At 42.6% G+C, this 24,071-nt stretch carries 21 protein-coding genes, 1 pseudogene and 1 riboswitch; of the genes and pseudogenes, 10 read left to right on the top strand and 12 right to left on the bottom strand.

Features of this window, described 5'->3' with window-relative positions:
* Positions 1 to 282 precede the first annotated feature (282 nt).
* Entirely contained in the window at positions 283 to 735 is a 453-nt protein-coding gene (locus WDV74_RS09945) for a DUF441 domain-containing protein (RefSeq protein ID WP_273558002.1), read from the top strand.
* Between the two features lie 72 nt (positions 736 to 807).
* Positions 808 to 2,943 (top strand): GNAT family N-acetyltransferase, encoded by a 2,136-nt coding sequence (locus tag WDV74_RS09940; protein ID WP_338882585.1) that lies wholly within the window; start codon positions 808 to 810, stop codon positions 2,941 to 2,943.
* Here the strand turns inward: WDV74_RS09940 and WDV74_RS09935 are convergent.
* The 5 genes from WDV74_RS09935 to WDV74_RS09915 all read right to left on the bottom strand — a co-directional run bounded on the left by WDV74_RS09935 (position 2,888) and on the right by WDV74_RS09915 (position 6,489).
* Complete coding sequence (locus tag WDV74_RS09935; protein WP_338882583.1) at positions 2,888 to 3,082, bottom strand: YpfN family protein; 195 nt, start codon at positions 3,080 to 3,082, stop codon at positions 2,888 to 2,890. The genes WDV74_RS09940 and WDV74_RS09935 overlap by 56 nt on opposite strands.
* Positions 3,083 to 3,306: 224 nt before the next feature.
* Positions 3,307 to 3,975 (bottom strand): M15 family metallopeptidase, encoded by a 669-nt coding sequence (locus tag WDV74_RS09930; RefSeq protein ID WP_338882581.1) that lies wholly within the window; start codon positions 3,973 to 3,975, stop codon positions 3,307 to 3,309.
* A complete protein-coding gene (gene dapE, locus WDV74_RS09925; protein ID WP_338882579.1) occupies positions 3,972 to 5,099 on the bottom strand; it encodes a succinyl-diaminopimelate desuccinylase in 1,128 nt (375 codons plus the stop codon). Before dapE ends, WDV74_RS09930 begins: the two co-directional genes overlap by 4 nt.
* Positions 5,100 to 5,113: 14 nt before the next feature.
* Complete coding sequence (locus WDV74_RS09920; protein WP_338885577.1) at positions 5,114 to 5,536, bottom strand: ArsC family reductase; 423 nt, start codon at positions 5,534 to 5,536, stop codon at positions 5,114 to 5,116.
* Between the two features lie 317 nt (positions 5,537 to 5,853).
* Positions 5,854 to 6,489 (bottom strand): response regulator, encoded by a 636-nt coding sequence (locus WDV74_RS09915; protein WP_338882577.1) that lies wholly within the window; start codon positions 6,487 to 6,489, stop codon positions 5,854 to 5,856.
* A gap of 544 nt (positions 6,490 to 7,033) precedes the next feature.
* Between WDV74_RS09915 and maeB the strand changes: the two genes are divergently transcribed.
* From maeB to WDV74_RS09880, 7 genes and pseudogenes are all read left to right on the top strand, one after another.
* Positions 7,034 to 9,313 (top strand): NADP-dependent oxaloacetate-decarboxylating malate dehydrogenase, encoded by a 2,280-nt coding sequence (maeB, locus tag WDV74_RS09910; protein ID WP_338885576.1) that lies wholly within the window; start codon positions 7,034 to 7,036, stop codon positions 9,311 to 9,313.
* Positions 9,314 to 9,694: 381 nt separating this feature from the next.
* Positions 9,695 to 10,498, top strand: a complete 804-nt coding sequence (locus WDV74_RS09905) for a TonB family protein (RefSeq protein WP_338882576.1) — start codon at positions 9,695 to 9,697, stop codon at positions 10,496 to 10,498.
* A 34-nt stretch (positions 10,499 to 10,532) separates the two neighbouring features.
* Positions 10,533 to 10,661 (top strand): annotated as a pseudogene (locus WDV74_RS09900) (transposase); the annotation flags it as partial.
* Positions 10,662 to 11,000: 339 nt separating this feature from the next.
* The gene (uhpT, locus tag WDV74_RS09895) at positions 11,001 to 12,377 is read left to right on the top strand and encodes a hexose-6-phosphate:phosphate antiporter (RefSeq protein WP_338882574.1); all 1,377 of its coding nucleotides are present in this window, start codon (positions 11,001 to 11,003) and stop codon (positions 12,375 to 12,377) included.
* A gap of 150 nt (positions 12,378 to 12,527) precedes the next feature.
* Complete coding sequence (uhpA, locus tag WDV74_RS09890; protein ID WP_338885575.1) at positions 12,528 to 13,136, top strand: transcriptional regulator UhpA; 609 nt, start codon at positions 12,528 to 12,530, stop codon at positions 13,134 to 13,136.
* Positions 13,136 to 14,674 (top strand): signal transduction histidine-protein kinase/phosphatase UhpB, encoded by a 1,539-nt coding sequence (gene uhpB, locus WDV74_RS09885; protein WP_338882573.1) that lies wholly within the window; start codon positions 13,136 to 13,138, stop codon positions 14,672 to 14,674. The genes uhpA and uhpB overlap by 1 nt, the downstream gene beginning before the upstream one ends.
* A 9-nt stretch (positions 14,675 to 14,683) precedes the next feature.
* Positions 14,684 to 16,006, top strand: a complete 1,323-nt coding sequence (locus WDV74_RS09880) for an MFS transporter (protein ID WP_338882572.1) — start codon at positions 14,684 to 14,686, stop codon at positions 16,004 to 16,006.
* Between the two features lie 23 nt (positions 16,007 to 16,029).
* Here the strand turns inward: WDV74_RS09880 and WDV74_RS09875 are convergent, their stop codons facing one another.
* Positions 16,030 to 16,332 (bottom strand): GNAT family N-acetyltransferase, encoded by a 303-nt coding sequence (locus WDV74_RS09875; RefSeq protein WP_338882571.1) that lies wholly within the window; start codon positions 16,330 to 16,332, stop codon positions 16,030 to 16,032.
* A gap of 350 nt (positions 16,333 to 16,682) precedes the next feature.
* Here WDV74_RS09875 and rlmA point away from each other — a divergent pair, with 350 nt between their 5' ends.
* Positions 16,683 to 17,498 carry a 23S rRNA (guanine(745)-N(1))-methyltransferase gene (rlmA, locus tag WDV74_RS09870; protein WP_338882570.1) on the top strand — a complete coding sequence of 272 codons (816 nt, stop codon included), beginning with the start codon at positions 16,683 to 16,685 and terminating at the stop codon, positions 17,496 to 17,498.
* Between the two features lie 310 nt (positions 17,499 to 17,808).
* On the opposite strand, the gene mntP is transcribed toward rlmA, so the two are convergent.
* The 6 genes from mntP to WDV74_RS09840 all read right to left on the bottom strand — a co-directional run bounded on the left by mntP (position 17,809) and on the right by WDV74_RS09840 (position 23,943).
* Positions 17,809 to 18,393: a manganese efflux pump MntP gene (gene mntP / locus WDV74_RS09865; RefSeq protein WP_338885574.1), complete on the bottom strand. Its 585-nt coding sequence runs from the start codon at positions 18,391 to 18,393 to the stop codon at positions 17,809 to 17,811.
* Between the two features lie 129 nt (positions 18,394 to 18,522).
* Positions 18,523 to 18,665, bottom strand: a riboswitch (yybP-ykoY riboswitch).
* Positions 18,666 to 18,816: 151 nt separating this feature from the next.
* Complete coding sequence (locus tag WDV74_RS09860; RefSeq protein ID WP_338882568.1) at positions 18,817 to 19,275, bottom strand: DUF986 family protein; 459 nt, start codon at positions 19,273 to 19,275, stop codon at positions 18,817 to 18,819.
* Positions 19,276 to 19,353: 78 nt separating this feature from the next.
* Positions 19,354 to 20,202, bottom strand: coding sequence for a PTS mannose transporter subunit IID (locus tag WDV74_RS09855; RefSeq protein WP_338882567.1), 849 nt, complete (start codon positions 20,200 to 20,202; stop codon positions 19,354 to 19,356).
* A gap of 13 nt (positions 20,203 to 20,215) precedes the next feature.
* A complete protein-coding gene (locus WDV74_RS09850; RefSeq protein WP_189759214.1) occupies positions 20,216 to 21,016 on the bottom strand; it encodes a PTS mannose/fructose/sorbose transporter subunit IIC in 801 nt (266 codons plus the stop codon).
* Positions 21,017 to 21,099: 83 nt separating this feature from the next.
* Positions 21,100 to 22,068: a PTS mannose transporter subunit IIAB gene (manX, locus tag WDV74_RS09845; protein WP_338882566.1), complete on the bottom strand. Its 969-nt coding sequence runs from the start codon at positions 22,066 to 22,068 to the stop codon at positions 21,100 to 21,102.
* Positions 22,069 to 22,578: 510 nt separating this feature from the next.
* Entirely contained in the window at positions 22,579 to 23,943 is a 1,365-nt protein-coding gene (locus tag WDV74_RS09840) for an L-serine ammonia-lyase (protein ID WP_189759212.1), read from the bottom strand.
* Positions 23,944 to 24,071 lie beyond the last annotated feature (128 nt).

The raw sequence follows: 24,071 nt of genomic DNA, 5'->3' as shown, positions 1-24,071 counted from the left end.
TTCTGCATTTCCCTTGGTAAAAAGGCGTTGGTGTTTAAAAGGTTAACTCTCAAGAAACAGGAGTTGTATCTTGGTTTATATGGTTAATTATTTATTAATGTGATTGTTTAAGACAAGGATGTTAACAAACTACCCGTTGTTGCGCTATTACCCAATTTTGGGATGGCTCTTTATAAATATTTTTGATTAAGTGCAAAAATTTTAAGTTATCATCTTTTCCATGCCAGAATTTATATTGCTTGGCCTAAAAATTCTATCGGAGTTTACAGGAAATAAAAACTCATGAGTCATATCGATCCTACTTTACTTATTTTGCTCGTGCTTGCCGGGCTTGGCATCATCAGCCATAACATGACAGTGACACTTGCCATGTTATTTCTATTGGTAGTGCGTATTACGCCATTGAATCAATTTTTCCCTTGGGTGGAAAAGTACGGCTTGACGATAGGTATCCTGATTCTGACTGTAGGAGTCATGGCACCTATCGCAAGCGGGAAAATCTCCGCACAGGAAATTTTTAGCTCTTTCTTAAATTGGAAATCACTGCTGGCTATTGTTGTGGGTGTCCTGGTGTCATGGCTGGGAAGCCGTGGTGTGGCTCTGATGTCTGGTCAGCCTTCTACCGTGGCTGGATTATTGGTCGGCACTGTATTGGGCGTGGCCTTATTTAAGGGAGTTCCGGTAGGCCCTCTGATTGCCGCTGGCATTTTATCACTTATGATTGGTAAGTCGTGATCATGCGGGTAGCCATTTTAACCACCAGATATTTCACCTGTTATACAGTTCACTTTATGGATAGTTCGTACTATGTATAGCGTATGGGCAATGTTGCAGGCACAGATGCAACAACAGGGACAGCGCCGTTTAGTTATTTTGAGTGGTGATCCGCAATGGAGTGAATGGATTGTCAATCAGCTAACAAAACAGTTTCAAGGGGACTGGTTAACGGTTTCAGCTCATGTGTCTGGGGCCATTGAGCCAACAAAAGCCGCCAACTTGCTTGGCCGTGAATTCTTGCATGGTGTTTTTGATGCGACTCAAGGGCTTAATGCTGAAGCATTGGCGATACTGGCTGGCACACTAAAAGCAGGAAGCTGGTTGGTGATGCGCGTACCAGCCTGGTCACAATGGCCCGAACAGCCTGATGAAGATAGTTTGCGCTGGAATGAATCGGCAGATGTTATTTCGACACCTCATTTTATTCGTCATATTCAGCAGCAAATCCTGGCCTTTCCTGAAGTATTATTATGGCGTCAGGAAATACCTTTGCAGCTATCTCAGATATCACCATTGCCTGCAACCGGAGCGTGGCAGAGGCCTGATGGCAAGCCTACGGTAAGCCAGCAATCTATTCTTGACGAATTGTTACAGGCCACACGAGGCGTTTGGGTGATCACCGCACCACGGGGACGGGGAAAATCGGCTCTGGCAGGAATGTTAGTGCGATATTGGCAGGGGAAATTCTGGCTATGTGCCCCTGCCAAAATAACCACAGAAGTTATTCGACGTTACTCCGCTATCACAGATTCTGTTGAGCAGAAATCGTCAGAGCAAGAAACGCCTTTTTGGTCAGTTGACAATTTGTTGAAATATTGCCGAGCGAAAAAAGGTCACTCGGAAAATAAAAGTGATGCTGATTGGTTATTGATTGACGAAGCAGCCGCGATCCCAACGCCACAATTAGCCGAATTAATTCGCCATTTTCCACGGGTATTGTTGACTTCAACCGTTCAGGGCTATGAGGGAACGGGACGTGGTTTTTTATTGAAACTTTGTGCTGAATTGCCTGACTGCCATATTCGTGAATTGAAAACCCCTATGCGCTGGGCTGAACATGATCCATTGGAAGCGTGGCTGGATAGTGCGCTGTTATTCGATGATAAATCGTTCGTTTATGACACACGATTAAACGCAGAAGAATTACATTTTCACGCGATCTATCAGCCTGAATGGTTACAACAGGCTACATTACTGCGCCAATTTTATGGCTTATTAACCAGCGCACATTACCGTACCTCTCCCCTTGATCTGCGGCGATTAATGGATGGTAACGGAATGACATTTTTGGCAGCACTTTCTGGTTCTCCAAAACATGATCAACGATTGATTGGTGCTTTGTGGATGGTGAACGAAGGTGGTTTGTCACAGACATTAGCACATGAAATCTGGGCAGGACGTCGGCGACCAAGAGGTAATTTAGTGGCTCAATCCCTGGCGGCACATGGCGGTTTTCCGCAGGCGGCAACTTTGCGATCGCAGCGAATCAGCCGTATTGCTGTGCAGGCTCAATATCGCCGTCGTGGTATCGCACAACATTTGATAATCCAACAATGTCAGGAAGCCAGTAAACAAAAGCTGGATTTTCTCTCTGTCAGTTTTGGTTATACCGCTGATTTGTGGACTCTTTGGCAAAAATGTGGTTTTCGCTTGGTGAGAATGGGAACTTATCGAGAAGCAAGCAGTGGTTGTTATACCGCAATGGCTGTTTTGCCTTTGAGTGAACAGGGAAAACGATTTACCCAACTCGCACAACTGCGATTAGCCAGAGATGCCAAAGGATTGGAATCGTTACTCGGCTTTACCTTGCCGGTTGAGCATGATAGTGACGAACAGCTCAATGACAGTGATTGGCAGGAATTGGCTGGGTTTGCATTTGCTCATCGTCCTTTGTCAGCGTCCTATTTTGCATTACAGAGATTACTGTTGAAGAGCAGCTTGACCTTGCCTGCGCTGAGAAAGCATCTTCAACAGCGGCTAAGTATCGAACAATGTGTTAGCGACTTATCGTTAAATGGCCGTAAGGCCCTATTAAAACAGTGGCGTGAAGAGACTGCTGATGCATTGGCAAGCATTGATAAAATACTTGCCAAGCACTGGAGAGACTGGGTTATTTCTTACGATCCTGCTGCGGCCAATCATCCTCATCATCCCATTGAGCATTAAGATCTCGGTGCGGGGGCAATTCGGGTTTGTTATCTAAGAAAGATTTCTTATCGACGCGGCTTAGTGCTTTTACTGCATTAACAATAATGCCGACGAGCACTAACAGAACAATCCACCAATAATCTATCAACCAATGCATGGTATTTTCCTCAGAGTGTTTAGAGCCTCTTCCATGAGGCTCAGGAGCCTAATGAATTATTTTTATACCAATCCAACTTTAAGTTGCAGCTTGCAAATCAATGTGATTGTTTATACTCCCCGCTATGCGGGGGAGATATAAGACGCATCTTGAAAGGTGGTTGGTATATCTGCTAATTATTTTCATAACCAGCTGTTCTGCTATTTTCCTGATTTATCGTTTTCTTAATCTATTGTCCTGATGTATTTTTCAAATATATAGGATAGATTGGTTTTTAACCAGTTTATGCCGGCAATATCACGACCTTCCCAGGCACTCAATAGAACTCGTTCATCGAATAAATTTTCGGCTTCATGGGATAATGGCCAATAGCTGATATGCCACGGTTCATAAGCTACACCTGCATCGTGGCGCGTAAAAGGACGGTAGAAATCATATTGGGACATATTTTCTGTCAGCCAATGGGTTAATGGCTCAAAATATCCGCCGTTTTCATACTCCCACGGTTCTAGCTGCAATTTTTTACCTTCTGGTAGCAGAAAGGGATCATAAATATCCAGCTCCGTACCCCAATGATGGCGGCTTGCTCCTGGCAAGGCTGACCAACGAAGAATGGCTTTACAACATTCCCCTTCATCCATTTTCAAGATATCAAGGGGCTGGCTATTTTCATCTAATACTGGCCGCTGACCGCGGAATTTTTCATTCCAGATAGTTTGTTGGCGTGTGAAATCGCGAAACGAACTGGCAGGTTGCAGCTTAAAACCTGCTTTGGCAGCGGCTTTTTGCATGGCAAGAAACGCTTTAGTGGCATTAAACTGCAAACGGTGATTGCCGGTCAGCGTAACCAGGTGCTCCGTGGACAGGCCGGTCAAAGTTTCAGATGTCATCATTGGATTAATTGCTCCATGATACGTTGATAAATCAGGCTCAATGTTTGTAAATCAGTTACTTTGACACATTCATTGGTTTTATGGATGGTGGCATTAATTGGCCCCAATTCCACAACCTGAGCTTCCATTCTGGCAATAAAACGCCCATCTGATGTACCGCCACTGGTTGATAGCTCGGGTTTATAACCACAATAGTGCTCAATGGATCCCACTACAGTATCAACAAGCTCCCCTTTGCAGGTCAGGAAAGGCTGGCCTGATAACCACCAGTCAATCTCATATGTTAGATGATGCTTTTTCAGCATATCTTCAACCTGTTGGCGGATCTCGCTATCTGTCAGTTCAGTGCTGAAACGGAAATTAAATTGCACCCACAGTTTACCGGGAATAATGTTATTACTGCCGGTTCCTGCCTGAATATTGGCGATTTGCATACTTGTGGCAGGGAAAAATGCATTGCCGTTGTCCCACTGAGTATTGACGAGTTCTTGCAGAAAAGGCATGGAACGATGGATAGGATTATCTGCTAACTGTGGATAAGCAACATGCCCTTGGGTGCCAAAGATAGTTAAGCTGGCAGTGAGTGAGCCCCGTCGTCCATTTTTGATCATATCTCCAAGGTATTTCTGACTGGATGGTTCACCCACCAGGCAATAATCCAAACGTTCATGGCGGGACATTAACGCTTCAACTACCTTAACTGTCCCATTGGTGGCTTTGGCCTCTTCGTCGGAGGTGATCAGAAAAGCCAGACGACCTTTATGCGCAGGATTTTCTGCGACAAAACGTTCAGCGGCAACCACCATTGCCGCCAGAGAGCCTTTCATATCTGCGGCGCCACGGCCATACAGCATTCCATCACGGATAGAAGGTTCGAAGGGCGGGGTTTGCCATTGTGAGATATCGCCAGCAGGCACCACATCGGTGTGTCCAGCAAGAGCGAAAGTCACTCCGGTGCCACGATAAGCCCAAAAGTTCTGGGTATCGCCAAAAGGCATTCGTTCTATTGTGAAACCGATGTCTTGCAGGCGCTGGATAAGCAGTTCCTGACAACCTTGATCATCTGGGCTGACAGAAGAACGCTTGATTAACTGCTGAGCAAGGTCAATTACCGGACAAGTCATGATGCTCTCCTCATCTAGTCATGCGAGAAAAATTGTTGATATTGTTCTGCCTTGAAACCGAGTAAATACTTTTCTGTTCCTGCGCTTTTTGAATTTTCTGAGCCTGAAACCAATAGAGGGCGTTTTATGATTGAAGGGTGCTCCAGCATGAGCGCCTTGGCAGCATCTGCATTGTTAATCGTGGCTTTTTGCTCATCGGGCAATTTGCGCCACGTTGTGCCACGGGTATTCAGGAGCGATTCCCAGCCAACTTGCTCAATAAATGATTGAAGTAATTCAAGGGATAGACCATCCACCCGATAATCATGGAATTGATAAGGTATTTTTTGATCGTCTAACCAACGACGCGCTTTTTTTATGGTATCGCAGTTTTTGATACCGTAGAGAATGGCTATTTTGTGAGAAAGGGTATCTGAATGAACAGGGGTATTTGACATGATGAGAGCCTTGATTTTGTCTTGTTCAACATATCCGACATAATGCGGGAAATTGGCTATTTTATCCAGATAACGCGTTTTTTGCGCATACTTTCTGCCTGCTTTTCCTGGCATTGCTGTTTCGGGTGTTTAAATTATCGACAAATGTGGGTTTTCTTCATTGGAAGTAATAAATTTATAGATAATACCCTTATTTATTATATGTAAAATTAATTTTATTCTAATTAATTTATAATTCTTGATAACTCACAATTTCCCCATCGGTAAAAATGAGGGAAATTGTGTTTCGTATTGGGGCGTTAAGCAACAAGCCAATGTTAAATGAACTCTGTTTTTCTGTGTTTTAGATAGATGATAGTGGCTTCGAGGCGGGAACGTGATTTAAGCTTTTTCAATAAGTTACGGGTGTGGACTTTCACCGTTTCTTCTGAAATAAAAAGGAAATCAGCAATTTCTTTATTTGTCATTCCTTCTGCAATTTCTTTTAAAACATCTAATTCACGTTTGGTTAATTTTGATAACGGATCAACATAAAGATGGCGAGTGGATAAATATTGATGGGCTTTTTCACTGAACACAGCATGACCATCGATAGCTTTTTTTATGTTGTTCAATAAAGAGGTAAGCTCGATATCTTTTAATAAATAACCATTCGCACCGGCATCAACTGCGTCGTAAATATCACTTCTGTGATCTGAATCGGAGAGTACGAGGATATAAGAAGTAAGCCCTTTACGGCGAAGAGATTTAATCGTATCAATCCCTGAAAGGCCATTGATTTTCAAATCCATCAGAATAATATCGGGTTTTATTTGGCAAGCAATATTAATTGCGTCTTCACCATTGCCAGTTTCGGCAGTCACAATGAGTTCTCGTTCTAATTCAATCAACCCTTTTAAACCGTGACGAATGATTGGGTGATCATCAACTATCATGACTGAATGATTATGCATATTCTTTCTCCCCACATAGAAATGCAGATTTATGTTTAATAAAACATAAAAGACAGATTTCTGTTTTATGTTAAATTGCTGTGTAATTTTTATGGAATATATTGAATCATCGTTAATGAGATTCTGGAAATATATCCTGATATAAAAATAGAAATGTCGCAAACAGGTTTAACCACTTAGATGAAATGAAATTCACTTTCATAATAAAATGTGTTTCCTTAATTGCTAATCATTTTCCAAATAAATTTGGAGGAATATTTTATAGATTAAGTTTTGTTTTTGTAAACTTATTTTAAATATTAATTTAAAAATATATCATTAATTAATTTATCAGTTTATTAATTGGCGGTAAAATACCTCAATGTGGGTATCCATGGATAATATCCATATAATATTAATTAACGTAAGGCCAATCATTTGTTTGTTTTTTGCACCTTGATTTTAAGAGGGATGAACAAAATGCTGCTGACATCATGATTTAACTTTCCGTAACTATTATACTGGAGCGGTTTTTACTAAGACATGACGCGTAAGGGATCTGATGATGGATGAAAAATTAAAACAAAGCGCTCTTGATTTTCATGAGTTTCCACAACCTGGAAAAATCACGGTTACACCAACCAAGCCACTGACAACGCAACGTGATTTGGCATTGGCATACTCACCGGGTGTTGCTGCACCTTGTCTTGAAATAGCAGAAGATCCTTTGGCGGCGTATAAATATACAGCACGTGGCAATCTTGTTGCGGTTATCTCTAATGGCAGCGCTGTATTAGGATTGGGTAATATCGGTGCATTAGCCGGTAAACCTGTTATGGAAGGGAAGGGCGTTCTATTTAAGAAATTCTCTGGTATTGATGTTTTTGACATCGAAGTGGATGAATCCAATCCTGACAAATTGATTGATATCATCGCAGCGCTGGAACCTACTTTTGGCGGTATCAACCTCGAAGATATTAAAGCACCGGAGTGTTTCTATATTGAGCAGAAACTCCGTGAGCGCATGAAAATTCCGGTGTTCCACGATGATCAACATGGTACAGCCATTATCTGTACCGCCGCCGTGCTAAATGGATTGCGGGTAGTTAATAAAGATATTGGCAAAGTGCGCATGGTGGTATCGGGGGCTGGTGCCGCCTCAATTGCTTGTATGAACCTGCTGGTAGCATTAGGTTTGAAACGTGAAAATATTGTCGTCTGTGACTCAAAAGGGGTTATTTATCGTGGCCGCGAAGAGAACATGGAAAAGACCAAGGCGGATTATGCTATTGAGGATAATGGCAGCCGTACATTGGCAGATGTGATCCCTGATGCTGATATTTTCCTGGGATGTTCCGGGCCAGGCGTATTGACACAAGACATGGTGAAAACCATGGCAAAAGCTCCACTCATTATGGCACTAGCCAATCCAGAGCCAGAAATTTTGCCACCATTGGCAAAAGCAGTACGCCCTGATGCCATTATTTGCACTGGCCGTTCTGATTTCCCTAATCAGGTGAATAACGTTCTTTGCTTCCCATTTATTTTCCGGGGCGCATTGGATGTTGGGGCCACAACCATCAATGAAGAGATGAAACTTGCCTGTGTGCACGCCATTGCTGATCTTGCACTGGCTGAACAAAGTCAGGAAGTTGCTTCCGCTTATGGCGATCAAGACCTGTTCTTTGGCCCCGATTACATCATTCCAAAACCCTTTGATCCGCGCTTGATTGTAAAAATTGCACCGGCGGTAGCGAAGGCGGCGATGGAATCAGGTGTGGCAACCCGACCTATTACCGATTTCGGGGCATATATTGAGAAACTCAATGAGTTTGTCTATAAGACCAACTTATTTATGAAACCAATCTTTTCCCAAGCCAAAAAAGAGAAAAAACGGATTGTATTGGCAGAGGGGGAAGATGTTCGTGTGCTGCATGCGACCCAAGAACTTGTCTCCCTTGGGCTGGCATTCCCTGTCCTGATTGGCCGTCCTAGCGTTATTGAAATGCGGATTAAAAAGCAGGGACTGCATATTGAAGCGGGTAAAGATTTTGAAGTGGTGAATAATGAAAATGATCCACGTTTCAAAGAATATTGGCAAGAATATTATCACATGATGAAACGCCGTGGTGTCTCGCAAGAGCAAGCACGTCGGGCAGTGATTGGTAATCCAACGCTGATAGGCGCAATCATGGTACACCGTGGTGAAGCGGACGGCCTGATTTGCGGTACTGTTGGCAGTTATGGTGAACATTACCAGATTTTGAAAGATGTGTTTGGTTTCCGCCAGGGAGTGCATACGGCAGGCGCTATGAACGCCTTGATGTTACCGACAGGAAATACATTCATTGCCGATACTTATGTCAATGAAGATCCAAGCCCAGAAGAGTTGGCAGAAATTACGTTGATGGCGGCTGAAACTGTTCGCCGTTTTGGTATTGAACCTAAAGTAGCCCTGTTATCACGTTCAAGTTTTGGCTCTTCGGACTGTGATTCTGCGCAAAAAATGCGTAAGGCACTGGCATTGGTTCAGCAGATAGCTCCATCACTTGAAATTGACGGTGAAATGCACGGTGACGCTGCGTTAGTGGAAAGTATCCGCCGCGATATCATGCCAGACAGTCCGTTGAAGGGAGCTGCAAACCTGTTAATTATGCCAAATATGGAAGCGGCGCGTATCAGTTATAACTTGCTGCGTGTCACCAGTTCAGAGGGGGTAACAGTTGGCCCAGTCTTGATGGGGGTTGCGAAACCTGTTCATATCCTAACACCGATTGCTTCTGTACGCCGTATCGTGAATATGGTGGCGTTGGCGGCGGTTGAAGCACAAACAGCACCGCTGTAAAAATAACATTTGTCAATTCCCTGCCTACCGTGAGTTTGGGATAAGTGAGTAAACTACCCTGTTAGGTTTGTGCTTAACAGGGTAATTTTTTATAAATGATTCTCATTATCTATAATATGCGGGCAATTTTTCTTTGAATGATTAATAGTTATGCAAATGTTTACCCGTATAAAATCGACTCTTTTGATCGGTTCTCTTCCGTTTTGAGCGTGAATATGCTGATTTTGTCTGGTTTATACCCAACGTAAGTAAAAATATAACTAAATAATAGTAAGTATCACAAGGAAGTGGACTTACCAACAAATAAAAATAGTTTTCATTTATATATTGAATTGATTATCATTCACTTCCATTCATTATTGACATAATGTGCTATAAGCGATGTTGACGTACACCACGTATCAAAATGCTCACTCTGGTCATGCGGCAAAATCTTTTCTCGCTGCGATTACACTTCATGCCTTGTTCGTAGGATGGCTGGTCTACAAACCAAAGGATGTGGATTTTGAGGAGTTTCTTCCTCCTCCGGCGGTGATGGTGGAACTGTCAGTGCAGACAGAAGCGTTGCAAAAAATACAAAAACAACCAATTGGCATTGAGCAGCAGCTATCTGTTGCCAGCAAGCCGCAGGAGAGCAAAGTTGACAAAATTAACATGCCAAAATTGGATGTAAATGAAAATGCCCTGCTGTTGGTGGATAAGCAGAAGAAAAACAAGAAAGAACAAGATGCACCGAAGAAAATTCAGCCTGTTAAGCGAGTGAAAGCGAAAGAGCAAGAAAGTGAAAAATCCCACAGTAGTGCTGCGCCAGCAACCAGTCATGCGATGGCCGATAATGTGACTGAACGTACCGCTGCATCCTATGAGAGCAATTCTGATGCCATTGCCGATGCCAAAGTCGTTTGGCAGGCAGAGGTAGCCGGACACTTAAACCGTTATAAAAAATATCCAGAAGATGCCCAGAGAAGAAGACGAATAGGGCGCCCGATGGTGAAATTTACGGTTAACCCATTGGGTGTTGTGATTAATAGTGAACTTACTCGACGTTCAGGAACTAATTCACTGGACAAGGAAGCCAGGATGGTGTTGGAAAGGGCACAGCCTTTGCCTAAGCCACCTGAAGCCATTTTAACTAATGGCAGTGTTACGGTTGAACTGCCAATAGATTTTTATTTATCTCAATAAAAATATAGTGTTAACGGCATATCACAGCATATATAACGCTGATCTAAACGGAGCGCGTAGTATTTTAGTGGCAGGGCATACCGTGCTAGCTGGTGGAGGAGCGGTGCGGCCAAGCCGTTCGTTGAAGCAGGAACCCACCGAAGTGAGTCAGATTTCCGTCTAAACACCGTAGAGATCCTCGTCCTTCAGGGCGAGGAGGGTGTCAATCATTGATAATCAACTATAACTTTCATTTCACGCCTTACTGGACAAGGAGTGTGATTTCTTTCACGTTTTATGTTCGAATAAGGTAAAAATAGGAAATATTCCTAGTTCAATTAGGACCATAGCTCAAGCCAATCTTCCTCTAGTTTTCTAAACTGGCCAGATAATAACTATATCTGCAAAATTATATTTACGAAAACTATAACTACGAAAATTTCTGCTTTCATGCGATTTGCCTTTTTCATTCTCACCTGCTTCAAAAAAGGCTCTTTTTCTCGTAGTTATCTAAGGATTTCAAATGCTTAAGATTCTAGAACAAATTCGTAAGCCAACACTGGATCTACCAGTGGAAGTACGGCGTAAAATGTGGTTCAAGCCCTTTATGCAGTCGTATTTGGTCGTTTTTATTGGCTATATGGCTATGTATTTGGTACGTAAGAACTTTAACATAGCCCAGAACGATATGATCTCGACTTATGGTCTGTCGATGACGCAGCTTGGGTTGATAGGGTTAGGTTTTTCTATTACTTATGGTATTGGTAAAACTGTCGTTGCTTATTATGCTGATGGCAAAAATACCAAACAATTCTTGCCATTTATGTTGATCCTGTCTGGCATTGCCATGTTAGGGTTTAGCATGAGCATGGGAAATTCTGGCATCAGTATTTTCCTGATGGTGGCATTTTATGCGTTGAGTGGCTTTTTCCAAAGTATAGGTGGGCCGGCCAGCTATTCCACCATTACGAAATGGACGCCCCGTAACAAGCGTGGAACCTATCTGGGTTTGTGGAATATGTCACATAATGTGGGGGGAGCTGCTGCGGCTGGGGTTGCACTCTTTGGGGCCAATTATTTCTTTAATGGTCATGTGATAGGGATGTTTATTTTCCCTTCAATTATTGCCCTGATCATTGGTTTCATTGGATTGCGTTATGGTAGCGATTCTCCAGAAAGTTACGGCTTGGGTAAGGTAGAAGAGTTATTTGATGAACCTGTCAGCGAAGAAGATATCGCGGCAGAAGAAAACCAGATGACTAAACGTGAGATCTTTGTTGAATATGTATTAAAAAACAAAGTCATTTGGCTACTCTGTTTTGCCAATATCTTCCTTTACATCGTGCGTATTGGTATCGACCAATGGTCAACTGTGTATGCGTATCAGGAACTGGGACAATCAAAAGAAACCGCCATCACGGGTTTTACCATGTTCGAAATAGGGGCGCTGGTAGGGACATTAATGTGGGGGTATTTGTCAGACTTGGCGAATGGCCGCCGTGCCTTGGTTGCTTGTGTCTCGTTAGGGTTGATTATTGTTTGTCTTGAATTCTACCAACATGCAACCAGTGAATACATGTACTTGGGTTCCTTGTTTGTGCTCGGTTTCTTGGTATTTGGTCCACAGTTATTGATTGGTGTGGCGGCTGTTGGCTTTGTACCGAAAAAAGCGATCAGTGTGGCTGATGGTGTTAAAGGAACATTTGCTTATTTAATCGGTGACAGCTTTGCCAAGCTCGGTTTGGGAATGATTGCTGATGGTGTACCTGTCTTTGGTTTAACAGGGTGGAAAGGGACATTTGTTGCCCTGGATACTTCAGCATTTGTATGCCTCTGTTTGCTTGCTTTGGTGGCTATTGCGGAAGAGAGAAAGATCCGAAAAGCTAAGAAAGCACATTAAACCAGACTAAAAACTTACTGATGCTGCTGTATATCCACAGTAGCATCTTTTCATCATTTTTTACCCTAATTTTCTATCTATTACGTACTATTGCGAAGCCATATCAATAAGAGTAGTTTAGTCGAATGCTTAACTCGATAATAAATGATGATGATTAAAGTAGCATTAGTTGATGATCATGTTGTTGTACGTTCAGGATTCGCGCAGTTGCTGAATTTAGAGCCTGATATTGAAGTCGTGGGAGAGTTCAGTTCATGTGCTGAAGCCAGACAGGGCTTACCGGGATCGAGTGCAACGGTTTGTATTCTTGATATTTCCATGAAAGATGAAAGCGGGCTTTCACTGCTGAAAGATCTTCCCTCTGGTATTAGCTGTATTATGCTGAGTGTGCATGATTCTGCCACTATGGTGGAAAATGCCTTGAAAGCAGGTGCGCGTGGTTATCTTAGTAAACGTTGCAGCCCGGATGAACTGATTCAAGCGGTGCGGACGACCGCCAATAATGGTTGTTATCTCACGTCGGACATTGTACTCAATTTAACGTCATCAAAGAGCAATCCGTCTTCATTAGAATACCTGACTAAACGAGAACGACAAGTTGGAGAGATGTTGGCGAGTGGTATGGATGTTAAAGCTATAGCAGCTGAATTGGGATTAAGCCATAAAACCGTACATGTCCATCGAGCCAATGCGATGAGTAAATTAGGGGTAACGAATAACGTTGGTTTGGCGAATTATTTTGCCACTAGTGATCTTTAATGCGTCAATATCTGATCAATTCATTTTGCGGCTGGCTATTGTTTTCTTGTTGGTGGTTCTGCTTATGGGTCATTGCCTACTATTTTGTCAATGATTCTGAATTGGCCATCCTATTTTTTCCTTTTGCTTTACGCCTCGGTATTGTTCTCCATACCCCCAAGCGTTATTGGACGACTATTTACAGCGCAGAATGGGGGCTTACCATTTGTTTGACGATCCTAATGGGACAACAACAATGGTTGACGGTGTTAACGGCTAGCATGGCCAGTTTTCCTCTTGTCTGGTTTGCCAGTCGCTATTATTGTGGCAATCAATGGCAGCGATTTGCAGTCATGGCTGGTATTATTCTGACAACATCCATGATTAATGTGGTGGCGATCAGTAATCATAATTCTGCTTTGAATATTGCATTTTTGGTGAGTTTAACCGGTGGTGTCATGTTAGTTCCTTTGTGCTATTTAGTATGGCACTATTTGTTCCAAAATATTTGGTTTCCCCTGACTGCTAATCTTGTATCACATCGTATTCAGTTTCACCTGAAGCACATTATTCTTTATAGTTCATTGTTTATAATAAATATTTTTCTTCAAGTCGGTCTGCCGAATGAGTTGCGTTATTTTGCCCCATTTTGTCTGGCCATTCCTATTATCTTGTTGGCTTTTCGTTACGGCTGGCAGGGGGCGGTGGTTGGCACTTTGCTAAACAGTATTGCCTTGATTGCCGCGCGCAATGGTGTCTCAAATAATGGTATTTCGAATATAGAGATCACGGATCTCTTGTTATCATTGTTGGCTCAAACGCTAACGGGGATCATGCTGGGAATGGCGGTGCAGCGTCAGCGTGATCTTAATGCACAATTAAAGCGTCAACTTCATTGCAATCACAGCTTGTCCCGTCAATTGGTGAAAGCAGAAGAATCGGTAAGGCGGGAAATTGCGCGTGAACTGCATGATGAAATTGGCCAGAATATTACCGCTATTCGTACTCAGGCCAATATTATCCAGCGGGTAGAAGTTGCACCGATTAGCGCTAATTGTGCGAAAACTATCGAATCGTTATCCCTCAATGTTTATGATACAACTAAAGGGTTACTTAGTCGGCTGCGGCCTAAAATCCTTGATGACCTCGGTTTGAAAGAGGCTATTGAACAATTATTGCGGGATATGGAATTTGCATCCCATGGCATATTGGTAGATGTTTATTGGGAAACGGATTCAGCTATGGCAATTGCGCAACTAAGTGACACCACCCAAATTACGTTATATCGCCTTTGTCAGGAAGCGCTGAATAATGCCATGAAATATTCTCAAGCGGATCGTATTGAATTACATTTTTCCATCAACGGGATGATCCATGTATTAATCAGAGATAATGGTATTGGCTGTAAGTCTGAGGATCATATGAAAGGGTTTGGCTTACGTGGTATGCGGGAACGTGTGCAGGCGCTGGGTGGAACGTTCTCAATTCACAGTGAAAAACGACACGCTGATTCGACATCTTCGGGGACGGACTTGTCTATCACTTTGCCTAAACTTTAAAATACGCTTATGACAGCTTTTTCTCAATCCAGGCCGATACATGACGAGCCGCTATCTGCTGAAGAAATCCGGCAACAGTATCGCTACTGGCGCTTGCATATCATGCTGAGTCTTTATGTGGGATATGCGCTGTTTTACTTTACCCGTAAAAGTTTCAACTATGCGATGCCTGCCATGATAGCCGATCTCGGCCTTGATAAAGGTGAGATTGGCCTGATTGGAACCCTGTTTTATATCACTTATGGTTGTTCCAAATTTCTTTCCGGCATTATCTCTGATCGCTCCAACCCGCGTTATTTCATGGGAATCGGGTTAATTGCGACAGGGATCATTAATATCTTTTTTGGTCTGTCCAGCTCGATTGTGATGTTTACCTTTTTGTGGATATTAAATGCGTGGTTTCAGGGCTGGGGTTCACCACCCTGTGCTAAATTGCTCACCAGTTGGTATTCTCGCTCAGAGCGTGGTTTTTGGTGGTCTCTATGGAATACATCACACCATACAGGCAGTGCTTTGGTTGCGTTGTTTATCGGTTTCTTAACATTACATTTTAGCTGGCGAGAAGGGTTTATTGTGCCGGGCTGTTTAGGTATTTTGGCCGGAATATTTTTATGTTGGCGGTTACGCGACAAACCTACAACAATGGGGTTACCGACCATTGGCCAATTTCGTGATGATCATTTAGAAAAAATACAGGAAAATCAAGGGAAAGGGCTAACGACCAGAGAAATACTGAAAACCTATGTTTTTGGCAATAAATATATTTGGTTGCTTTCATTGAGTTACGTTTTGGTCTATCTCGTCCGTACGGTTATTAACGATTGGGGAAACCTCTATCTGACAGAATATCACCATTATGATTTAGTGAGCGCGAACGCTGTATTATCACTTTTTGAAGTGGGGGGATTTATGGGTTCGCTGGTGGCAGGCTGGGGATCGGATCGCGTGTTTGGCGGTAATCGTGGGCCGATGAATTTGATATTTGCGATGGGTATTTTCTTATCGGTGGCTGCCTTATGGCTGATGCCTATGACTGATTTGATTTTTCAATCCATTGGCTTTTTCGCCATTGGTTTTTTTGTTTTTGGGCCACAATTGTTGATTGGTATGGCTGCGGCGGAATGTTCCCATAAAGATTCAGCGGGGGCGGCGACGGGGTTTGTCGGCCTTTTTGCGTATACGGGAGCTGCACTTGCTGGTTATCCTTTTGCCATTATTTTAAAATATTATCATTGGAAGGGGTTATTTATCACTATTTCTGTTTGTGCTGTATTGATAGGTTTATTATTACTGCCATTCCTGCAAGCCCAGTTTCCCAGGCAGAAAATGTAGGATTAATGGGTAGTTAAAATTTATTAAGAAGGTGCATGTCGATTACACCATTCTTCCCTGGTTATTTCCCAGAACTCACAAGCATATTTTCCTGAAACGTACTCTTTTTCTTCCACTTTTATCAGCTTTTCACCTTGTGCTAATGAGATTTTTTTCGAACCGCGGTTAATACTGGCTTTTTGTGTTCTAAGAACGGATTTCCCCAGTACGTGAAACCAATAATCAGTCACTTTCTCACAGGCTTCGCGCATCAATCCTTGGCCTTGATGCTCCAGGGAAAGCCAAAACCCTCGGTTATTATCTTGCCGGTCATGTAACCCGATCACTCCGATGAGTTCATCGGGATGTTTTTTTATCCGAATAGACTATAGCCAGGCTTTTCCTGATTGTATGGCGGGAAAAGCCACCTTTTTAACAAAGTATTCTGCACCATCATTGGGATAAGGCCAGGGGACTGCACTGCTATCTAAGTATTTGACAACATCCCCAATTTGTAATGAAAGTGTTATTGGATGGTAAAAATAAATAGAGTGTTGAGAATAGTCAATATAATTTCTTTAACGCAGTCAGGCAGTGGAGTGTCACGTTTAAATTTCAAAAGCATGGAGTTTAAAAACGTATATATCAGAAATATGGTATAGTACGCCCCCTGATTTTCCCTATCCGTCGGAATGTTATGTCTTATCAATGTCCTTTATGTCACACACCTTTACTGTTTACTCACCACCAATGGCGTTGCGAGAATAATCACCAATTTGATTGTGCAAAAGAAGGGTATGTCAATTTACTGCCCGTTCAGCATAAACGCTCAAAAGAGCCTGGGGATAGTGTGGAGATGATGCAAGCGAGAAGGGCATTTTTGCACTCAGGCCATTATCAGATCCTGCAACAAAAAACGGTTAAGTTGCTTGATGAATATTTACCAGAAAAGGCTGAAACGTTGCTGGACATTGGTTGTGGTGAAGGTTATTACACCGCTGCGGTTCAGGAACAGCTGAATCTTCAGCGGAAATTGGCAGTGTTTGGATTGGATGTGGCGAAAGTCGCAATTCGTTATGGTGCCAGGCGTTATCCCGACGTTAATTTCTGCGTAGCATCTAGTCACCGGTTGCCATTTGCGGACAGTTCACTGGATGGTATTTTGCGGATTTACGCTCCCTGCAAAGCGGCAGAATTGGCCAGGGTAATGAAAACAGAGGGGATTGTCCTGACAGTAACACCAGGGCCTCGTCATTTGTATCAATTGAAAGAGCTTATTTATCAGGAAGTGCATTTACATCCTGAGAATCAGGAACAATGGGAAGAATTTGAATTAATTTCAACCGAAACGTTGGCCTATACCATGTCATTAAATGGTGAACAAGCACATAATTTATTGCAGATGACCCCTTTTGCCTGGCGGGCATCAGAAGAGGTTAAAACGCATTTGATATCAAGAGAACAGTTTGCTTGTGAAGCAGATTTTACGTTAAAAATATATCGACGTGTTTGATAATAAAATAATTTCTGTCATCTTATAACCGCTAAATAGCGTTTCAAAATAATAGGAGTATTCCTTACCCCGCGCGGCGGGCGGGGTAAGGAACGCCAACATCTGATACTCTCAGTATTATTATTTAGAAGTATGGTGACAAGGGAACAAATCTCCGGAATATAACGAACTATACCAATCTAACTTCAAGATGCGTGTGATTTCTCCCCACTTTGCGGGGAGAAATCAAGTTTCATATTGTGTTGTAAATTGCAACTTGAAGTTTAATGCGTATATATCCGGAGTAAATTGAGTTAATAAAATAATAACCTTATTCCGCATACCAGAATAATTTAAGATGTTCGAATAATATATTGAAGCCAATGGCAATTAAGACCAATCCCCCAACTAACTCGGCTCTTTTACCCAATAGCGGGCCAATATAACGACCAATTAACATGCCTAATGTGGCCATAATCATAGTCATCAGGCCAATTGTCATGGCTGTGTGGAGAATATCAACTTGTAAGAAGGCAAGGCCGACACCCATTGCCATAGCATCCAGACTGGTTGCAATTGCAGTGAGAACCAATGCCGTTGAACTATGGCGTTGAGGAGTCGCTTGATAAGGCGTTTCAGGTTCACGTTTGAAACTATCAATTATCATGCGGCAACCAAGGATCAAGAGCAAGAAAAAGGCAATCCAATGATCCCATTCCATAATATATTGGCTGGCATACAGGCCCAATGACCAACCGATTAAAGGCGTACAGGCTTCAACCAAACCAAAGATGATACCTGTACGGATAGCTTCGCGAAAATGAGGGCGGTGAAGGGCGGCCCCTTTTCCTACAGCAGCGGCAAAAGCATCCATGGAAAGGGCAAGCGCGAGAATAAGTGTTGCATAGAGATTCATCAAAATAGCCTCGGTTGGGTGATTCCATACACACACAACACACCCCCAACCAACGGCGCTGTTATGTGTCTATGGTCTTGCCAACCGATTTATCCCCGTATCTTTCAAGCTGCGAATTTGTTAATTGTCACTTGAAATATAACGGGAATATAAAAACCTGGATGTTATTAGGTTCTTTAGGTATTCGTACCACGTTTTATTTTAAACGAGTATGTTGATACGAATTTTCCAGAGATTTTCTGGAACAGGCTACTCCCCAATGACTGCGACGGACAATATCATATTAAGAATAAAAGGCAAAAAGATTTTGCCATAATTTTAAATATGAAAATGATAATGCTTATCGTTATCTATATCTGTTTTAGGAGGAAATAAGACCAATATGAATTATTGATCTTATTTAATCGAATCTGCCAAGTTTAATCATCTGTTGTTAACCAGAAATTGATAAATTTTTTCTAAGTCATCCAGCTTTGTGACGGATATATATATTTTGTTTTGCCCTAAATCCATCATCAGAATGCCGTCTTCAGATAAATTCATTGCGTTAATCTTTTCATAAGAAAAGAAACGGTTGGCATAATAAAAACCCTGTTTTTTGAATATTAGTTTTGGTGAGCGAATATAACCTAAATATAATGTCACCAGGATGATAAATGTTAATAAATAGGTCGTGAACTGACTGCCATGTGATGTGACATTATTGTAAATAATAATAGCAATCAAAATGATAAATATCAGTGCATCAAGCCGCTGTTTTCTTTTGAGTTTGATATTTAACAGCGTTTTTCCTTTGAGCTGATTGATAATAAATTCATCATAAATCGCAAAAGCGAGCATTAATACAATTAAAACTATTAGAATAATATCATTCAAACTCATTTTTAATCCCTATTCTCTCACAAAGAAAGGGGAGGCAAAACCTCCCCCGAATATTCAAGTCATGCAGGAATATCAGCTCTAACCGAGGAAACCAAAACGGAAACCGACGATCCCCAGCACGAAAAAGCCGATGATAATCCATAACGGATTGACTTTCTTCCGCAGTAGCCACATACAGCCAAATGTTAACAATAATGGCATGAGGCCAGGCATTAACTGGTCAAGGATGGTTTGAACAGTAGTCACTTTCATCTCACCCGTGATTGGATCAGGCACTTCAGAAACCACGAGCGGAATATTCACTTTGGTCCATTTGTTGACGAGGGCACCCATGACAAACAAGCCGAGAATGGACGCGCCTTCTGTCATTTTCTGCAAGAAGCCACCGCCCATATCTTTAACGATATCTAACCCTTTTTTGTAGCCATAAGCGACACCCAAGTAACGGGTAATTAATCGCACTAAATTAAACAGGATGAAAAACAGAACAGGGCCTAACAGACTGCCACTCATGGCAATACCGGCTCCCAGAGCGGCAAATACCGGACGAACAGTTCCCCAGAAAATAGGATCACCAACCCCTGCTAAAGGCCCCATCAAACCCACTTTGATACCGTTGATAGCCCCGTCATCAATGTCAGCTCCATTGGCTCGTTGCTCTTCCATTGCCATAGTGACACCCAGGATAGGCGCTGCAACATAAGGATGGGTATTAAAAAATTCCATATGTCGTTTGAGAGCTTGCTTCCTTTCTTCGGTATTCTCCGGGTACAGACGACGAATGGCAGGTATCATCGAAAAGCAGAAACCGAGTGCCTGCATCCGTTCAAAGTTCCACGACCCTTGAAATAGGTTAGAGCGGAGGAATACACCACGAATATCGCTTTGTGTCAGCTTTTTCTGACCCATATTTGTTGCTTCTGACATGTTGTTCATCCTCTTAATCTAATTCGTTATCAAGGTCGTTTGGCGTATTGCCAGCAGAAGCGGCTGCCTGTGATTGATTATATTTAGGGCTAAGCTGGATATACAGGATTGCCATAACAATACCAATCACACCTAATGCCACAAGGTTGAAGTTAGTGAAGGCTGCCGTAACGAAACCAAGGTAGAAGAACGGCATCAGATAACCTGCACGCATCATGTTAATCACCATTGCATAACCGACAACCACGATCATACCACCGGCGATATTCAGGCCGCTGGTGACCACTTGTGGAATGGAATTTAACATATGCTGAACTTCAGATGTGCCTACGGATATTGCAACGATCAGGGCAGGGATGGCGATTCGCATAGCTTGAAGCAGCAAAGCTGAAATGTGAATGACGCTAATTGCACGAAGATTACCGTTTTCTGCGGCTTTATCGGCTGCATGTTGGAAACCCACAGTCAAGGTACGGACGATGATAGTCAGAACCTGGCCTGCTGCTGCCAGTGGAATAGCCAGTGCGATACCGGCACCGACATCTTGCCCACCAGCGATAACCAGGATGGTTGAAATGATGGAAGCTAATGCTGCATCGGGGGCGACTGCTGCACCGATATTCATCCAGCCAAGGGCAATCATTTCCAGTGTACCGCCGATGATAATGCCGGTTTTCATATCACCAAGCACTAAGCCGACTAATGTACAAGCAACTAATGGACGGTGGAATTGAAATTCATCGAGAATTGACTCCATACCTGCGATACAGGCAACGATGAATATCAACACAAGTTGAACAACGGTAATTTCCATTGTTTTTCTCCTATAACCAAATGTAATTTGGTAAGAATTTTGTTATTGACTAATGGTTAATAAAATGACATCTGTTCTGATGGCTAAACTTTTTTCAGTAGATCCATCATGTTCAAACGGGTATCACTGGCAACTTTACGGGCTTCAAGTTCTATGCCGCGTGAGTTCAGTTTTTCAAAGGCTTCAATGTCAGTTTTATCAACGGAAATCGCGTTGTTGATTTGGGTTTTTCCTTGGCGGAAAGCCATGCCACCGATGTTGATGGATTCGATAGCGACGCCGCCTTCGACAATACGCAGAACATCTGTTGGGTTGGTAAAGAGCAACATGACGCGTTCGTTAGCATATTTGGGGTTGTTATAAACCCGAACGCACTTAGCAACGTCTATGACATGTGCGCTAACGCCGGGAGGTGCGACTTGTTTCAATAAGGTAGAACGAACCGTATCCTGGGCAACTTCATCACTGACGACAATGATACGCTTGACGTTAGTTTCCTTAGTCCAACGGGTAGCAACCTGGCCGTGGATAAGGCGATCATCAATACGTGCGAGGGCAATCTTCATATGGCCACCCGCAGAGATTGCTGAAGCTGGAACGGCGGAGACAGGTGCAGCGGGTTTTACGGGTTCAGGTTTGGCAGGCTCTTCATCTTGTTTTGCTTTAAGGGCTCGAATACCTTCTTTGCCGGTTTCTAGTGCTACAGCAACCAGCTCTTCCATCGTTGGATCATCATCACGGCACATGAAAGCTTCAACCAGCATCGGAACATTGACACCCGTGACGATTTCGTAGTTGTCTTTATCAACCACGATGCGGTTTGCAGCATTGAATGGACTGCCACCCCAGGTATCGACGAAAAACAGTACGCCTTGTTCTGTATCAAGCGATTCCAGCTTGTGGTTGTATTTCTCGAATAACGTATCAGCGTTTTCACCGGGCACAAAGTCGATGTAAGAAACATTTTCCTGTTCCCCAATCAACATCTCTGTAGTACGAAGCAGCTGTTCCGCCGCAGCCCCGTGTGTGCCAATCATAATGGCTATACTCACTTGTTTTCCCCTTTCTATCACAATTGAACTCAGACTACTGCAAGCTCATACTCAATATTTCTAATGTATTTAACTTCCTATTCAATCAATAGGATGGTAGTGAACATAAAACGGTCATGGTTTTATATTTTGTTACATAAGTAAATATATAGTTAGAGTATCATTTGCAGCCTTCAAGAAAATTGCTATTAGTCAGAAAAATTAAGATAGACTGTTTTGATAGGATAAAATAATATTTTATTCTGCATTTAAATAAATTTATTTTTTAAAATTCTTTAAATTGGTTGTTTTTTGGTGTTTGTTTTTGTTTCCGGTAACATTTTCTTAATTTTCTTATAAAAAAATTGCGATGTATTTACCGTAAAATGGAAAATAATGTACTTTAGTCACTCGTTTCAGCCAAAAAAATATCCCTACCAAATGGCAGGGATACTATTTCAGCTAAAATTTAAATGTAGAAAAAGGAGGCGATAATATCGCTTTCTGTCTAATGAGTAAGCAATGCTTACATTAGTCACACTGAACTTTTATCGCCAAACCACCGCGTGAAGTTTCACGGTATTTTGCGTTCATATCTTTGCCCGTTTCATACATCGTCTCAATAACTTTATCGAGAGAAACACGAGGTTCACTGGTACGGCGAAGTGCCATACGGGCAGCATTGATCGCTTTCACGGAAGCAATAGCATTACGTTCAATGCAAGGAACTTGCACCTGGCCTGCAACAGGGTCACAAGTCAGACCAAGGTTATGCTCCATTCCAATCTCTGCTGCGATGCAAACCTGTTCAGGGCTTGCGCCAAATAATTCGGCAATGCCGGCTGCTGCCATCGAGCAAGCTACCCCAACTTCACCCTGACAGCCAACTTCCGCACCAGAAATAGAGGCATTCATCTTATATAAGATACCAATGGCACCCGCAGCCAGGAAATAGCGGGTGTATAGTTCCGCTGTCACAGGCTCAATGCAATGGTTGTAGTAGGCCAAAACAGCAGGGACAATACCACATGCCCCATTGGTTGGAGCGGTAACAACACGGCCACCCGCCGCATTTTCTTCATTGACGGCCAATGCAAACATGTTAATTAAATCAACAACATTCATTGGGTCATTAGACAATTTATTTGATGATGTCAGCATACGCTGCAATGCAGCGGCACGGCGAGGAACACGCAATGGGCCAGGCAAAACCCCTTCTGTATTCAGGCCACGCTCAATACAAGCTTGCATAGTTGCCCATACGTCTGCGAAATACTCAGCAATTTCTTCTTTGCTGTGTAAATCCAATTCATTTTTCATCATCAAGCCAGAAACAGACAAGCCGGTTTTATTACAGTTCATCAACAGCTCAGCCGCAGAGCTGTAAGGGTAAGAAACCGGTTTGGAGTCCTGGGATGGTTTGCCAAAATGTTCTTCATCAACAATAAAACCACCCCCGATGGAGTAGTAGGTTTTGCTGTAAACCTTTTCGTCACCTGCGAATGCATGAATTTGCATGCCGTTTTCGTGCAGTGATAAGTTATCGCTACGGAAGTTCATACCGCCATCGCGAGGAAAATCGACTTCGTGTAAACCATTTGCCAGCGGCAAACGTTCAGTTTGCTCAACATCACGAATAAAACCTGGGATTGAATCAATATCAACAGTTGCGGGCATGTTACCTGCCAGGCCCATGATGATAGCGATATCCGTATGGTGACCTTTCCCGGTTAATGAAAGTGAGCCGTATACATCAACAGCTACACGCGTGATAGAGGACATTACTCCTTGGTTTACAAGATCATCGACAAATTGTTTGCCTGCTTTCATAGGACCAACAGTATGAGAGCTGGATGGGCCAATACCCACCTTAAACATGTCGAAAACGCTAATCACGCCAGACTCCTTTAAAGAAGAAAGAAATATAGTTATTTATATAAAGCGCGCTACTTTACTGTTATTTGGTAGTGTTGATAAAGGAGTTTACAGTTTTTTTTTAATTATAATAGCAATTGATATGATTA

It is taken from the genome of Xenorhabdus sp. TH1, assembly GCF_037260955.1.
GTDB lineage: Bacteria > Pseudomonadota > Gammaproteobacteria > Enterobacterales > Enterobacteriaceae > Xenorhabdus > Xenorhabdus griffiniae.
This window is presented reverse-complemented; position numbering and strand designations above follow the sequence as displayed.